The following is a 14,363-nucleotide window of genomic DNA, read 5'->3' on the forward strand; positions in this document are numbered from 1 at the left end:
ACGCGCGTAGAGTGTCGCGGGGGATCAGCTCCCCCGCGGCACTCTTCGCCTTTTCTTCGAACCTTCTGGAGAACCCTCATGGACGCCCCCTCCGTCATCAGGACCAAGCGCGACCGCGGTGAGCTGACCGACCCCCAGATCGACTGGGTGATCGACGCCTACACCCGCGGCGAGGTCGCCGACGAGCAGATGTCCGCGCTGGCGATGGCGATCCTGCTGAACGGCATGAACCTGCGCGAGATCAGCCGCTGGACCGACGCGATGATCCGCTCGGGCGTCCGGATGGACTTCTCCGCGCTCGGCGTCCCGACCTCCGACAAGCACTCCACCGGCGGCGTCGGTGACAAGATCACCCTCCCGCTGGCCCCGCTGGTCGCCGCCTGCGGCGCGGCCGTCCCGCAGCTCTCCGGCCGCGGCCTGGGCCACACCGGCGGCACCCTGGACAAGCTGGAGTCGATCCCCGGCTGGCGGGCGCTGCTCTCCAACGAGGAGATGATGGCCGTGCTCGGCTCCGCCGGTACGGTGATCTGCGCCGCCGGCGACGGCCTGGCCCCGGCCGACAAGAAGCTCTACGCCCTGCGCGACGTGACCGGCACGGTCGAGGCGATCCCGCTGATCGCCTCCTCGATCATGTCCAAGAAGATCGCCGAGGGCACCGGCGCCCTGGTCCTCGACGTCAAGGTCGGCTCCGGCGCCTTCATGAAGAACCTGGCCGACGCGCAGGAGCTGGCCCGCACCATGGTCGGTCTGGGCACCGCCGCCGGGGTCAACACGGTCGCGCTGCTCACCGACATGTCCACCCCGCTCGGCCTGACCGCGGGCAACGCGCTGGAGGTCCGCGAGTCGGTCGAGGTGCTGGCCGGCGGCGGCCCCGCCGACGTGGTCGAGCTGACCCTGGCGCTGGCCCGCGAGATGCTCGCGGCGGCCGGTGTGCACGGCAAGGACCCGGCCGACGCGCTCCGGGACGGCTCCGCGATGGACCACTGGCGCCGGATGATCTCCGCCCAGGGCGGCGACGTGGACGCCCCGCTCCCGGTCGCCCGCGAGCAGCACGTCATCACCGCCTCCTCCTCCGGCCTGCTCACCGGCCTGGACGCCTACGCCGTCGGCGTCTGCGCCTGGCGCCTGGGTGCGGGCCGGGCCCGCAAGGAGGACCCGGTGCAGGCCGGCGCGGGCGTCGAGATGCACGCCAAGCCGGGCGAGCGGGTGACGGCGGGTCAGCCGCTGCTGACCCTGCACACCGACACCCCCGAGCGCTACGACTACGCGATCGAGGCCCTGGCCGGCGGCATCACCATCGCCCCCGAGGGCACCGCCTTCACCCCGACCCCGATCGTGCTCGACCGGATCGCCTGACGCAGCCCGCCCCGACGCCCGGTCAGCGGGCGTCGGGGCGGCGGGCGCGCAGCCGCAGGTACGTGGTCACCGTGCCGGCCAGTCCGGCCACCGTGATCACCCCGTACCCCAGCTGCCGCAGCCCCGGCCCGACCGGCAGCCCCGCCGTCACCCCGGCCAGCGCCAGCGCCGTCAGCAGCGCGGTGACCAACCCGGCGACGAACCCGATGAACGCGTCCAGCTCGGCGGTGCGGTCCTGGTTCCGGTGCACAGTGGGTCCCAACTCTCGGCGCGGCGACACCCGTTGGCCTACCCAGCACCACCCGGCCTCAGCCGTAGGTGAGCAGTCCGCTGGTGTCGATCGTCCAGGGGCCGACCGGGATGGTGTCGCCGAACACGAACTTCTCGCGGAGGGCGAAGCCGGGCTGGGAGTGCACGATGCCCGTGCCCTCGCGCGGGTCCACCAGCAGGTAGAGCGGGATGCCCATCGCCGCGTAGTCGTGGACCTTGTTCTCGTAGTCGTTCTCGGGATTGGACTTGGAGACGATCTCGACCACCAGCAGCACCTCGTGCGGGTGGAGCGCAGGTGCGGTGCTCTCCAGCGCCGCCTCGGCGAAGACCATCAGATCCGGGCAGCGGAGCCGACCGAGCCCGGGATCCTCCAAGTCGGCACCGGGGTGCGCGATGTGGCCGGGATGGGTACCGGGAAGCTGCGCGTTCAACTGCCGCGCCAGCCTGAGCACGGCGAGCTCGTGCCGTCGCACCGGGGACATCATCATGACGATCTCGCCGTTCGCGATCTCGACCTTGCCTATCCCGGGAACGGCCGGCAGCTGATCGGCGATCTCGCGGAGCCGGACGTACGTGGCCGGATCGATGCTCATACCCGGAGTGTACTGACGGCCCTGCGGGTCGCGACGGCCTTGCGGGTGGCGTAGAGGGTGACGCCGGTGGCCAGGGTCATGGCGGTCAGGCCGACGGTGGCGGCGCCCGGCCAGCCGGTGGAGTGGTAGGCGTCGGCGCCGAGGGTGCCGCCGAGGCTGTTGCCGAGGTAGTAGGCGATCAGGTAGAGCGCGGAAGCCTGGGCGCGGCCCTCGGTGGCGGTGCGGCCGACCGAGGAGGAGGCGGTGGCGTGGCCGGCGAAGAAGCCGGCGGTGATCAGGACCAGGCCGAGCAGGACGCCGGCCAGGGTGTCGGAGAGCGAGAGCAGCAGGCCGGCGGCGGTGGTGCCGATCGCGACGTAGAGGGTGCCGCGGCGGCCGAGCCGGCCGACCAGGCGGCCGGCGCCGGCCGAGGAGACGGTGCCGACCAGGTAGACCACGAAGATCGAGGCGGCCACCGATTCGGGCAGGTCGAACGGGGCGGCCACCAGGCGGTAGCCGACCGTGTTGTAGACCGCGCCGAAGACGGCCATGAAGAGCAGGCCGAGGGCGTAGAGCCGGAGCAGCAGCGGATTGCGCAGGTGGCCGGTGACGGTGCGGGCCAGCGCGCGGGCGTCCAGCGGGGTGCGCCGGAACTGCCGGGCCGGCGGGATCAGCAGCCGGAAGGCGAGTGCGGCGAGCAGGGCGAGGACGGCCGAGACGGCCAGGCCCCAGCGCCAGCCCCAGGCCGCGCCGGCCCAGCCGGAGGCGAGCCGCCCGCCCATGCCGCCGATGCTGTTGCCGGCCACGTACAGGCCCATCGCGGAGGCGAGCGCGCTCGGGTGGATCTCCTCGGCCAGGTACGCCATCGCGGTGGCGGGGAGCCCGGCGAGGGCGGCGCCCTGGACCGCGCGCAGGACCACCAGGGTGGTGAGGTTCGGGGCGAACGGCAGGACCAGGGCGATTCCGGCAGCGGCCAGCATCGAGGCGGTCATCACCGCGGTCCGCCCGTACCGGTCGGAGAGCGCGCTGGCCGGGAGCAGCGCCAGGGCGAGGCCGAGGGTGGCCACCGAGGCGGTCCAGCTGGCCTGGCCCGGCGTCAGGCCGAGGTCGGCGGAGAGCAGCGGCAGCAGGCCCTGGGTGGAGTAGAGCAGGACGAAGGTGGCGATCCCGGCGGCGAACAGCGCGAGGTTGGCGCGCCGGAAGGCGCGGTCACCGGGGCGGTGCCGGGTGTCCGTAGGAGCAGCAGGGGACGACGGGGTGAGGGCACCCGGCAGCTCGGCTGCGGATGCCCCGGTACTGGCAGGCGGCATGGAAGTGAAGTTAGGGGGTCGGCCACTGATGCGTCCAATACATGGATCATCGATAATCGATGCCATGCCGTATGAGAGCAGCTCACCGCCGCCGACCCCGGCCGAACTCGGCCCCGGGACCGATCTCGCCCTGCTCGCACCGCAGTTGGCCCAGTTCGCGGCGGTGGCCCGGCTGGAGCACGTGACCCGGGCGGCCCAGCTGCTCGGGATGCCGCAGCCGACGCTGTCCCGCTCGGTGGCCCGGCTGGAGGCGGAGCTCGGGGTGCAGCTGCTGGCCCGCCAGGGGCGGACGGTACGGCTGACCCGGGCCGGGCGGATGCTGCTCGGTTCGGTGGAGCGGGCGCTGGCGGAGCTGGAGCGCGGGGCGGAGGCGGCCCGGGCCGAGGCGGACCCGGCGGTCGGGCGGGTGGCGTTCGGCTTCCTGCACACGATGGGGTCGGACGCGGTGCCCGCGCTGCTGCGGGGCTTCCGGACCGGGCATCCGCAGGTGCGGTTCCAGCTGGTGCAGGACTACGTGGCGGCGATGCTGGAGCGGCTGCGGGCGGGGGAGCTGGACCTCTGCCTGGTCTCGCCGCTGCCGGACGCGGCCGACCTGACGGCCCGTCCGCTGGACGAGCAGCGGCTGCACCTGGCGGTGCCGGCCGACCACCGGCTGGCCGGGCGGCGGCGGATCAGGCTGGCGGAGGTGGCCGAGGAGCCGTTCGTCGCGGTCGAGGAGGGGTACGGCCTGCGGGTGATCACGGACGGGTTCTGCGCGGAGGCGGGGTTCGTGCCGCGGATCGCCTTCGAGGGGGAGGAGGCGGAGACCCTGCGCGGGCTGGTGGCGGCCGGGCTCGGGGTGGCGCTGCTGCCGCCCGCGCTGGTGCCCCGGCCCGGGGTGGTCGAGCTGGAGGTCACCTCGCCGCGGACCAGGCGGGCGATCGGCCTGGCCTGGGTGACCGGACGCCCGCTCACCCCGCCGGTGGCGGCGTTCCGGGACTTCGTGCTGTCCCGCCGGGGCCGGCTGCTCGACCACGACTGACCCGCCCTACTGACCCGCCCGGCCGAGCGGGCCGGTCAGCCCGCCGAGCCGAGCGCCGGGACGCCGACCGTTGCGGTGCGCCGCTCCAGCAGGGCGGACACCACCGCGAGCACCAGCGCCGACCCGGTCAGCGCGGCACCGACCAGGTTGGGCGCGGTGTACCCGTACCCGGCCGAGATGACCACGCCGCCGAGCCAGGCGGCGAGCGCGTTGCCGAGGTTGAAGGCGCCGATGTTGACGGCGGAGGCCAGTGTCGGTGCCTGGGCGGTCTGGTCCAGCACCCGCTTCTGCAGCGGCGGGACGGTGGCGAAGCCGAAGGCGCCGAGCAGCGGCACGGTGATGATCGCCGCGAGCTGGTTGTGCGCGGTGAAGGTGAAGGCGAGCAGGGTGAGGCTGAGCGCGCCGAGCGAGACGTACAGCAGCGGCATCAGCGCCCGGTCCGCGTACCGGCCGCCGAGCAGGTTGCCGATCACCATGCCGAGGCCGAACAGGACCAGCAGCCAGGTGACCGAGGAGTCGGCGAAGCCGGCCGGGCCGGTCATCATCGGGGCGATGTAGGTGATGGCGGCGAAGACTCCGCCGAAGCCGAGCACGGTCATCGCCATCGCCAGGCCGACCTGGACGTTGCGGAAGGCGGCCAGCTCCTGCCGGAGCCGGGCGGCCGCCTGCGGGCGGGGCAGGTCGGGGACGAGCAGGGCGATCCCGGCCAGGCCGGCCACGCCGACGGCGGCGACCAGGGCGAAGGTGACCCGCCAGCCGATCTGCTGGCCGATCAGGGTGCCGAGCGGGACGCCGACCAGGTTGGCCACGGTGAGGCCGGTGAACATGGTGGCGATCGCGCCGGCCTTGCGGTCCGGGGCGGCCAGGTCGGCGGCGATCACCGAGCCGATGCCGAAGAAGGCGCCGTGCGCGAGCGAGGCCACCACCCGTCCGGCGAGCAGGAGTTCGAAGCTCGGGGCGACGGCGGAGACCAGGTTCCCGGTCACGAACAGGCCCATCAGCAGCATCAGCATCCGCTTGCGCGGGATCCGGGTGCCGAGGGCGGTGAGCAGCGGGGCGCCGACCACCACGCCCAGCGCGTAGCCGGTGACCAGGATGCCGGCGGTCGGGATGGTGACGTCGAAGTCGGCGGCGACCCGGGGGAGCAGCCCGGTGATCACGAACTCGGTGGTGCCGATGCCGAAGGCGCCGACGGCGAGCGCGAGCAGCGCGAACAGGCTGCTGCGGGGAGTGCTTGCGGTGGCTGATTGCATGCTTCGACAATAAATGCAGACGCTGGATACTTGCAAACGCGGGATATTGCGGGGAGTCGGTATCCTGGAACCCCCAGGGACAGGAGGTCCGAGCGGTGAGCGGTGCCGAGCAGGTGACGGGGCGCGGGTTCGCGCAGGGCTGGTGCGCGCTCTCGGCGCTGCACGGGCGGATCGAGGCCCGGGTGGAGCGCGAGCTCCAGGCGGCGCACGCGCTGAGCGTGCGGGAGTACTCGCTGCTGGACGTGCTGAGCCGTCAGCACCCGGGCGAGGGCGGTCACTTGCGGATGGGCGAGGTCGCCGAGGCGGTGGTGCTCAGCCAGAGCGCGACCACCCGGCTGGTCTCCCGGCTGGAGGACCGGGGCCTGCTGGCCCGCTACCTCTGCCCGACCGACCGCCGGGGCATCTACACCGACGTCTCGGCGGCCGGTCTGGAGCTGCTGGCGCAGGCCCGTCCGACCAACGACGGCGCGCTCGCGGCGGCGCTGGCGGACGCGGCGCTGGTGCCGGAGCTGGCTCCGCTGGTTGAGGTCGTCCGGGGCGGGTAGTGCTTGCTGGGAGTTCGCTGGGAACACCGGGTCTTCACCGGCCCGGGCGGCGCCGAACCGGCGCCGGGGCGGTCCTGATCCGTTCGTTCCCGCACCTCAGTGGCGGGCATCGGATTCCGGCCAGGACGGCGGTGAACTTCCCGAACTTATACCGCTCTTTACCAAACTGAGGGATATTGATGGGGGGATGCAGGCACCGCTGCAAGGAACGAACCAGGGGGAATCGTGTCGGATCAGGACACGGCCGCGCGCGTAGCCGACGGTGCGCCGGCCGACGCCCGGCGGAGCCGACTGGACCGGCTGATGAGGCGTTCGCCGCTCCAGCCGTTCTTCCGGGTCCGGGCCGCGCGCCGCCTCTCGGTGCTCGCGTACCACGGGGTGGACGACCTGCCGAGCTTCACGGCGCAGATGGAGCGGCTGGTCCGGGGCGCCACCCCGGTGCCGCTCGCCGCCGTCGAGCGGGCCGTGGCCGAAGGGCGTCCGCTGCCGCCGCGCAGCGTGCTGGTCACCTTCGACGACGGCGACCGGACGCTGCTCACCCGGGGCCTCCCGGTGCTCGACCGGCTGCGGATCCCGGCCGCCGCCTTCGTGGTGGCCGAACTGATCGACGGGGACCAGCCGTTCTGGTGGCGCGAGGCCGCCGAACTGGTCGCGATCGGCGGCAGTGCCCGGGTGCTGTCCGACGGTGCGCCGGGCGCACCGGGTGCGGCGGTCGGCCGGCTCAAGGCCCTGCCGGACGCCGAACGGCGGGGCGCCATCGAGGAGTTGCGGGCCAGTGCGCCCCGTCCTGCGGCGCGGCAGCAGCAGCTCTCCGCGCTGGAGCTGCTGGACCTGGTCGCCGCCGGGGTGGCGGTCGGCAACCACACCCTCGGGCACCCCTGCCTGGACCGGTGCACGGACGGGGTGGTCCGGGCCGAGGTCGAGCAGGCGCACCGGCTGCTGACCGACTGGCTGGGCGCGGCGCCGACCGCGTTCGCGTACCCCAACGGCAACTTCGACGCCCGGGCCGACGCGGTGCTGCGCGAGCTGGGCTACCGGCTGGGCTTCCTCTTCGACCACCGGCAGGACGCGCTGCTGCCGCCGAATCCCCTGCGGATCAGCCGACTTCGGGTGAACTCCGACACCAGCAGGGCCCGGTTCGACACAATCCTCTCGGGCCTGCACCCGACCGTGCACCGACTGCGCGGCGGCTGCTGACCCGGGGGGAGCACAGATGGCCGAGCAGCTGACGCCCGAGCAGCTGGCGCCTGACCAGCTGACGCCGGAACTGGTGGACGGCTGGCGGGAGTTGGTGGCCGGGCTGGGGGAGCGGGGGTCGTTCTTCCTGACCCCCGACTGGGTGCTGTCCTGGTGGGAGACGCTGGGCGGCCGCGGTCCGGCCGAGATCGCGTTCTGGCGCGGCTCCGACGGCGCGGTGGAGGCCGTGGTGCCGCTGGTCCGCACCCGGCTGCGGCTGCACCCGGCGCTCCCGTTCACGGTCGGGTGCCGGACGGCGCTCGGCGCCGGCCCGGGGGCAGCCGACCACGGCGGCTTCGCGGTCCGCCCCGAGCGGGTGGCCGAGGTGCGCGAGTGGCTGGCCGGGCTGGCCCGACGGGAGACCCTCTGGTTCCCCGATGTCGACCCGCTGCTGGGCGGGTTGCTGCCGCCCGGCAGCCGCGCGGTGGCCCGGCAGTCCTGCCCCAGGGCCGATCTGTCGGGGGGCTTCGACGCCCTCGGCTCCCGCCAGTTCCGGGCCGACCTGCGCCGGTACGGGCGCAAGCTGGCCGCCGCCGGGGTGACCTTCCGCTGGGTGCCGCCGGGCGAGGCGCCGCCCGGGCTGCTGGACACCGTGGTGCGGCTGCACCGGCTCCGCCGGGATGCGCTCGGCCGGGGCACCACCTTCGACGCGGGACGGCTGCCGCTGCACGCCCGGCTGCTGGAGCGGGCCCGTCCGGACGCCGGGCCCGCCTTCCTGCTGGCCGAGCACGAGGGCGAGGTGGTCGGCGGCCTGTACGGCTTCCTGCACGGCGACACCTTCGCCTACTACCAGATCGGCTGGGATCCGGCCTGGGCCCCGCTGCGGCTCGGCACCGCGATCATCGCCGAGGCCGTCCGCGCCTGTGCGGAGCGGAAGTTGGCCACCTTCGACTTCCTCCGCGGCACCGAGCCGTACAAGTACCGCTTCGACGCGGCCGACCGCGAGGACCTGAGCTGGCTGGTCCCGCACGGCCTGTCCGGGGCGCTGCTCGGGCTGAAGCACCGGCTGAAGGGCTGACCGGCCCAGCAGCGAGGTCCCTATCGGTGGAAAAGTGTGGAACCGCATGGTGAATCTACGCGCGTAGGGGCTACACTCCCGCAATGGAGAAGCAGACTGCCATCGCGGGCACCACAGGCCCCCGCATCCCCACCGCCGACCAGATCGCCCGCGCCCCGAAGGTGCTCCTGCACGACCACCTCGACGGCGGGCTGCGCCCGGAGACCATCGTCGAGCTGGCCGCGGCCTGCGGGTACGAGGGTCTGCCCACCACCGACCCGGCCAAGCTGGGCGCCTGGTTCCAGGAGGCGGCCGACTCCGGCTCGCTGGTCCGGTACCTGGAGACCTTCGCGCACACCTGCGCCGTGATGCAGACCCGCGAGGCGCTGGTCCGGGTCGCCGCCGACTGCGCCGAGGACCTGGCCGCCGACGGCGTGGTCTACGCCGAGGTGCGGTACGCCCCGGAGCAGCACCTGGAGGCCGGCCTGACCCTGGACGAGGTGGTCGAGGCGGTGAACGAGGGCTTCCGGCTCGGTGAGGCGAACGCCCGGGCCAACGGCCACCGGATCCGGGTCGGCACCCTGATCACCGCGATGCGGCACGCCGCCCGCTCGCAGGAGATCGCCGAGCTGGCCAACCGCCACCGCGACCGGGGCGTGGTCGGCTTCGACATCGCCGGTGCCGAGGCGGGCTTCCCCCCCACCCGCCACCAGGCCGCCTTCGACTACCTCAAGGGCGAGAACAACCACTTCACCATCCACGCCGGCGAGGCCTTCGGCCTGCCGTCGATCTGGGAGGCGCTGCAGTGCTGCGGCGCCGACCGGCTCGGCCACGGCGTCCGGATCATGGACGACATCACGGTGAACGAGGACGGCACCGTCGAGCTCGGCCGGCTGGCCGCGTACGTGCGCGACAAGCGCGTCCCGCTGGAGATGTGCCCGACCTCCAACCTGCAGACGGCGGCGGCGACTTCGTACGCCGAGCACCCGATCGGGCTGCTCAGTCGGCTCAAGTTCCGGGTCACCGTGAACACCGACAACCGGCTGATGAGCGGCACCAGCATGAGCCGGGAGTTCGGCCACCTGGTGGAGGCCTTCGACTACACCCTGGGCGACCTGGAGTGGTTCACGGTGAACGCGATGAAGTCCGCGTTCCTGCCGTTCGACGAGCGGCTCGCGATGATCAACGACGTGATCAAGCCCGGCTACGCCGAGCTGAAGGCGGAGTGGCTGTTCAGCGCGGGTGCGGGGACCGGCAGCTGACCACCGCCCGCAGCGGGACGGATGAGCGCGAGGCCTTCGCCGTGGCCTCGCGCTCATCTGACTAATGGGCCAAGTGAGTTACTCGCCTTTGATCTGTGCGCGACGTTGTCACTACGGTGTGCCAGTCAGAGCTGACACGGCGTAGCGATGGGCCTCTTCGGACGGCTGCCGCGACGTCGGCCACCGACGAGGACACGAGGACCAACTCATGAAGCAGGCCACTCTGAAGGCTGCCGGGACCGCTGCGCTCGGCGTCGCGCTCGCGGCTGCGGCTGCCGGTTCCGCCTCCGCCGCCACGCCCGGTGGGCTCGGTCTCCCGACCGGAGCGCTCGCCCAGTCCGGTGCCCTGACCGGTGCGGCGACCAGCACCGTCAGCCAGCTCCCCGCCACCGCCCCGGTGACCCAGGCGGTCGGCAACCTCAACCCCGACGTGGCCGCGCCGGTGGCGCAGGCCCCGGAGTCCGCCCAGCCGATGACCGCGCCGGTCACCGACCAGACCGCCCCGATGACGGACCAGGCGACCGCCCCGGTTGCCGAGGCCGCCACCCCGCGCGGTCTGCCGCTGCCGGTCCCGGGTGCCGAGGGTCTGACCCAGGCGCCCGGCGTGAGCACCGTGACCGGTGCGCTCGGCGGCGGCCTCCCCGGCGGCAGCAGCCTGCCGGGCCTGGGCGGCTGACGCAGCCCCCGTACGGCCGAAGGGCCGCCTCCCCGCACGCGGCGGGGGAGGCGGCCCTTCGGGCTGTCCGGGTCGTTCGGGAGCGGGCCGGGTGGCCCGCTGCGGTCACGGCTCCTGCGGGAGGATCAGCCAGAGCGCCAGATAGATCAGGAACTGCGGGCCGGGCAGCAGGCAGGACGCCAGGAACAGGATCCGGACCGTCCACGGCGCCAGCCCGAAGCGCTGGGCGATCCCGGCGCAGACGCCGGCGATGACGCGGTGGTGTCGGGGGCGGGCGAGTGCGCTCATGGTCAGCTCCGGGGTGCTGTCGCCCGGGCCGGTCTCTCCGGTGGGCATGTATCCATCGTCGGCGCCCGGACCTGCGGAAACCTCAGCCCTGATGGCGATCTGGGCCCCTGAGCCCTCACCGGTGGGAGGTACCCCGTGGTCAGGGTCGGCGTCGGGGGTGACCCTGAGAGCCGGGCCCGGGCCGGGCGGCCGGACCGCCGGGCGGCCGGGCTCAGCGGCGCTGGGCGCCGAGTCCGCCGAGCGGGGTGTGCAGCTCGAAGCCGCGGGTGCCGCGCTCGGGCCGGCGGCGGGAGCGTCCGGCCAGCCGGGCCCGGACGGCCGGGACGACGGCGAGGTGACAGGCCGTCACACCGAGGACGCCGAGGACGATGTTGTCCACGTTCAGCACGTGTCCGGGGGCCCAGCCCTTGAGGATCTCCAGCGCGGTGGCGATCAGCGCCGACCCGCCGGCCGTCCGCAGCAGCGAGGGCAGCCAAGCGGCCCGGACCCGGCCGCCGGCCAGCGGCAGCAGGATGCCCAGCGGCGCCAGCGGGAGCAGCCCGCTCGCCAGTTGCAGCGCCCCGGTGGTACCGCCGACGGTGAACGCGTCCCGGACCGAGGCGAACGGCGTCAGGTTGGCCGGGTAGGTCCAGCCGACCGCGAGCGGTCGCAGGATCAGCCACCCGATCAGGCCCAGGTAGCCGGCCAGCAGCAGGGCTCCCAGCAGTCGCAGCCGGGGCGACACCTCCGGTGCGGGCTGCGAGGGGTTCGCCTGATCGGTCACACCGGCAGGGACGCGGGCCGGTGTACGGACGGTTCCAGCCGCTCCCGCCACCGTCAGGGGCAGGCCGTGGCGCTCGGCGCGGTGCTGCTCGGGGCGGCGCTGAACAGCACCTCGGGCGACTTCGAGCCGTTGCCGGGCCGCTTCGGCAGCGCGCTCGGCGCCGGGGTCGGCAGGCCGGACGCGTCCGGGCCCGGTTCCGCGGTGGTCGGCTCGGCCGCCTGCGGCACCCGGACCGGCGTCGGGCAGGCGGTCCGGCTCGCGGGTGCGCCGGCGTCCACCGGCACGGCGGTCGGCCGGATGCCGCACCCCGCCGCGGAGCTCAGCGCGGCACCCAGCAGGGCGGTGGCCAGGACGCGGCGCAGCGGGATGGTGCGGCGGGTCACTTCGGGCCCTCCTCTGGCGTCGGTGCGGGCTGGGTGAGCGGCAGGGTCAGGGTGAAGACGGCGCCGACGGTACCGTTCGCGGCCGTGATCGAGCCGCCGTGGATCTGGGCGTTGGCCATCGCGATGGAGAGGCCGAGCCCGCTCCCCTCGGACCGGGCCCGGCCCTTGTCGGCCTTGTAGAACCGGTCGAACACGTGCGGCAGCACCTCCTCCGGGATGCCGGGGCCGCTGTCCGAGACCTCGACCACCACGGTCTCGTCGATCTGACGGACCTTCACCCGGACCGGTGAGCCGCCGTGCTTGAGCGCGTTGCCGATCAGGTTGGCGAAGACCACGTCCAGGCGCCGGGGGTCGACCACCGCGAGCACCCCGCGCGGGGCGTCCAGCTCGACCGCGTCGTACCAGGCCCGGCCGTCGATGCAGGACATGATCAGGTCGGCGATGTCCACCTCGTCGGCGACCAGCCTGGCCGTGCCGGCGTCGAAGCGGGTCACCTCCATCAGGTTCTCCACCAGGTCGGACAGCCGCCGGGTCTCGCTCACCACCAGCCGGACGGCCGGTTCGATCATCGGGTCCAGCGACTCCGCCTCGTCCTCCAGGATGTCGGTGACGGCGGTCATCGCGGTCAGCGGCGTGCGCAGCTCGTGCGACATGTCGGCGACGAACCGGCGGCTCTGCGCCTCCCGCGCGCTCAGCTCGGCCACCTGGCCCGAGAGCGACTCCGCGGTCCGGTTGAACGTCCGCGCCAGCTCGGCCAGTTCGTCCGCGCCCTCGACCTCCAGCCGGGTGTCCAGCCGCCCCTCGCCGAGCTGCCTGGCGGCCTCGCCGAGCCGCTTCACCGGCCGCAGCACGGTGGCGGCGGCGGCCTGCGCGATCAGCGCCGAGCCGATCAGCGCCAGCAGGGTGGCGATCGCCAGCGAGGTGCCCAGGGTGTTCAGGTCGGCCCGCTCGTTCTCCAGCGACTTGAACATGTACGCCGTCGGCCCGGTCGGCACCGCCCGGCTGCCGCCGACCAGGTAGGGGCCGTTCAGGTTCGCCCGCTGCCAGTAGAGGTGGTACGTGTACGGGTTGCCGGGGCCGAGCTCGCGCGGGGTGTCGACCGCCCGGCGCAGCGCCGCCGGGACCTGCGCCTCGGTGAACCCGGCCGGGTCGGAGGAGGCCACGCAGCCGGGCAGGTCGGGGTCCACCACAACCACTTCGTAGTTCAGCCCGGAGCTGGCCACCTGCTGCGCCAGATAGGCGAGTTGGGTGCAGCTCGGGTGCAGCGGCAGGGCCGAGACGTTCCGGCTCAGCGAGTTCCGGAAGTCGTTCAGCGCGGTGTCCTGGGCGCGCTTGAGCACCGCGTCGCGGTTCAGCCAGTAGGCGATCCCGGAGGCCGAGACCGCGGTGGTCAGCGCGACCACCGCGAAGACCGCGATCAGCCGGATCCGGAGCGAGCGCAGGCGCCGCCCCCGCCCCGGGCGCGGACGGGGCGGGGTCTCGGTGTCAGTCAACGGAGCAGCTCACCATCGTCAGGGGTCAGGCCGGCGGGTCGAGCCGGTAGCCGACCCCGCGCACGGTGCGGATCAGGGTCGGGGCGGAGGGTACATCCTCCACCTTGGCCCGGAGCCGCTGCACACAGGCGTCCACCAGTCGGGAGTCGCCCAGGTAGTCGTGCTCCCAGACCAGCCGGAGCAGCTGCTGCCGGGACAGCGCCTGACCCGGACGGCGGCTCAGCTCCAGCAGCAACCGCAGCTCGGTCGGCGTGAGTTGGAGGTCCTCGCCGTCCTTGGTCACGGTCATCGCGGAACGGTCGATCACCACCGTGCCGTACGCCGAGGAGTCGGAGTTCTCCCGCTCCCCGCGCCGCAGCACGGCCCTGATCCGGGCGTCCAGCACCCGGGGCTGGACCGGCTTGACCACGTAGTCGTCCGCGCCCGACTCCAGGCCGACCACCACGTCGATGTCGTCGGAGCGGGCGGTGAGCAGGATGATCGGCAGCTGGTCGGTGCGCCGGATCCGGCGGCACACCTCGAAGCCGTCGATGCCGGGCAGCATCACGTCGAGCACGATCAGGTCGGGACGCTGCTCCTTGAAGAGCTTCAGGCCGTCCTCGCCCGAGGCAGCGGCGGCCACACGGTGGCCCTGGCGGGTGAGAGCGAGTTCGAGGCCGGTCCGGATGGCGTCGTCGTCCTCGATCAGAAGGAGGAAAGGCACGGGCTCATTCTGGCCCAAGTGGAGCCGCTGTTCACCCACCAGGGGCGGGGCCGCAGTTCCTCTGCAACCGGAACCGGTGGTTCTGGCGTCAGGACTGCGGGTGCGGGGATCGTGCGGCCTGTGACAGGCCTGTGACAGTCGACGGACACCGCCATCACACGGGACCGGCAGGATTTTCCTTGTCGCCGCAGTACCGGGCGGCAGGAACCGCTGGTACCGACCCATGGGGGTGCAC

Annotated in this window: 16 protein-coding genes; 7 read left to right on the forward strand and 9 right to left on the reverse strand. The window is 73.6% G+C overall.

Features of this window, described 5'->3' with window-relative positions:
* Nucleotides 1-78 precede the first annotated feature (78 nt).
* Nucleotides 79-1,356 carry a thymidine phosphorylase gene (locus tag ABT118_RS04915; RefSeq protein WP_350644911.1) on the forward strand — a complete coding sequence of 426 codons (1,278 nt, stop codon included), beginning with the start codon at nucleotides 79-81 and terminating at the stop codon, nucleotides 1,354-1,356.
* A gap of 22 nt (nucleotides 1,357-1,378) precedes the next feature.
* Here the strand turns inward: ABT118_RS04915 and ABT118_RS04920 are convergent, their stop codons facing one another.
* From ABT118_RS04920 to ABT118_RS04930, 3 genes are read right to left on the reverse strand one after another with little or no spacing between them, the layout of a single operon-like run.
* The gene (locus ABT118_RS04920) at nucleotides 1,379-1,606 is read right to left on the reverse strand and encodes a hypothetical protein (protein WP_350644912.1); all 228 of its coding nucleotides are present in this window, start codon (nucleotides 1,604-1,606) and stop codon (nucleotides 1,379-1,381) included.
* 58 nt (nucleotides 1,607-1,664) lie between these two features.
* Entirely contained in the window at nucleotides 1,665-2,219 is a 555-nt protein-coding gene (locus ABT118_RS04925; protein ID WP_350644914.1) for a Uma2 family endonuclease, read from the reverse strand.
* On the reverse strand, nucleotides 2,216-3,508 hold the full coding sequence (locus tag ABT118_RS04930; RefSeq protein ID WP_350644916.1) for an MFS transporter: 1,293 nt from the start codon (nucleotides 3,506-3,508) through the stop codon (nucleotides 2,216-2,218). Before ABT118_RS04930 ends, ABT118_RS04925 begins: the two co-directional genes overlap by 4 nt.
* Before the next feature lie 64 nt (nucleotides 3,509-3,572).
* Here ABT118_RS04930 and ABT118_RS04935 point away from each other — a divergent pair, with 64 nt between their 5' ends.
* Complete coding sequence (locus ABT118_RS04935; protein ID WP_350644918.1) at nucleotides 3,573-4,529, forward strand: LysR family transcriptional regulator; 957 nt, start codon at nucleotides 3,573-3,575, stop codon at nucleotides 4,527-4,529.
* Nucleotides 4,530-4,564: 35 nt separating this feature from the next.
* On the opposite strand, the gene ABT118_RS04940 is transcribed toward ABT118_RS04935, so the two are convergent.
* Complete coding sequence (locus ABT118_RS04940) at nucleotides 4,565-5,782, reverse strand: MFS transporter (RefSeq protein WP_350644919.1); 1,218 nt, start codon at nucleotides 5,780-5,782, stop codon at nucleotides 4,565-4,567.
* Between the two features lie 95 nt (nucleotides 5,783-5,877).
* On the opposite strand from ABT118_RS04940, the gene ABT118_RS04945 reads away from it, so the two are divergent.
* The 5 genes from ABT118_RS04945 to ABT118_RS04965 all read left to right on the forward strand — a co-directional run bounded on the left by ABT118_RS04945 (nucleotide 5,878) and on the right by ABT118_RS04965 (nucleotide 10,498).
* A complete protein-coding gene (locus tag ABT118_RS04945) occupies nucleotides 5,878-6,327 on the forward strand; it encodes a MarR family winged helix-turn-helix transcriptional regulator (protein WP_350644921.1) in 450 nt (149 codons plus the stop codon).
* Nucleotides 6,328-6,630: 303 nt separating this feature from the next.
* Entirely contained in the window at nucleotides 6,631-7,524 is an 894-nt protein-coding gene (locus ABT118_RS04950) for a polysaccharide deacetylase family protein (protein ID WP_350644923.1), read from the forward strand.
* 16 nt (nucleotides 7,525-7,540) lie between these two features.
* On the forward strand, nucleotides 7,541-8,581 hold the full coding sequence (locus tag ABT118_RS04955; protein WP_350644925.1) for a GNAT family N-acetyltransferase: 1,041 nt from the start codon (nucleotides 7,541-7,543) through the stop codon (nucleotides 8,579-8,581).
* An 83-nt stretch (nucleotides 8,582-8,664) separates the two neighbouring features.
* The gene (locus tag ABT118_RS04960; protein ID WP_350644926.1) at nucleotides 8,665-9,822 is read left to right on the forward strand and encodes an adenosine deaminase; all 1,158 of its coding nucleotides are present in this window, start codon (nucleotides 8,665-8,667) and stop codon (nucleotides 9,820-9,822) included.
* Nucleotides 9,823-10,030: 208 nt separating this feature from the next.
* Nucleotides 10,031-10,498: a hypothetical protein gene (locus ABT118_RS04965; RefSeq protein WP_350644927.1), complete on the forward strand. Its 468-nt coding sequence runs from the start codon at nucleotides 10,031-10,033 to the stop codon at nucleotides 10,496-10,498.
* A gap of 105 nt (nucleotides 10,499-10,603) precedes the next feature.
* Here ABT118_RS04965 and ABT118_RS04970 read toward each other — a convergent pair whose 3' ends face one another.
* From ABT118_RS04970 to ABT118_RS04990, 5 genes are all read right to left on the reverse strand, one after another.
* Nucleotides 10,604-10,786, reverse strand: a complete 183-nt coding sequence (locus ABT118_RS04970) for a PspC domain-containing protein (RefSeq protein ID WP_350645117.1) — start codon at nucleotides 10,784-10,786, stop codon at nucleotides 10,604-10,606.
* Nucleotides 10,787-10,997: 211 nt separating this feature from the next.
* Nucleotides 10,998-11,549 carry a VanZ family protein gene (locus ABT118_RS04975; protein WP_350644928.1) on the reverse strand — a complete coding sequence of 184 codons (552 nt, stop codon included), beginning with the start codon at nucleotides 11,547-11,549 and terminating at the stop codon, nucleotides 10,998-11,000.
* A gap of 53 nt (nucleotides 11,550-11,602) precedes the next feature.
* On the reverse strand, nucleotides 11,603-11,932 hold the full coding sequence (locus ABT118_RS04980; protein WP_350644929.1) for a hypothetical protein: 330 nt from the start codon (nucleotides 11,930-11,932) through the stop codon (nucleotides 11,603-11,605).
* On the reverse strand, nucleotides 11,929-13,425 hold the full coding sequence (locus tag ABT118_RS04985; protein ID WP_350644930.1) for an ATP-binding protein: 1,497 nt from the start codon (nucleotides 13,423-13,425) through the stop codon (nucleotides 11,929-11,931). The genes ABT118_RS04980 and ABT118_RS04985 overlap by 4 nt, the downstream gene beginning before the upstream one ends.
* A 25-nt stretch (nucleotides 13,426-13,450) precedes the next feature.
* Nucleotides 13,451-14,128, reverse strand: coding sequence for a response regulator (locus ABT118_RS04990; RefSeq protein WP_350644931.1), 678 nt, complete (start codon nucleotides 14,126-14,128; stop codon nucleotides 13,451-13,453).
* Between the last annotated feature and the right edge of the window lie 235 nt (nucleotides 14,129-14,363).

Origin of the sequence: Kitasatospora sp. NPDC002040, assembly GCF_040296785.1 — a bacterium.
Lineage (GTDB): Bacteria > Actinomycetota > Actinomycetes > Streptomycetales > Streptomycetaceae > Kitasatospora.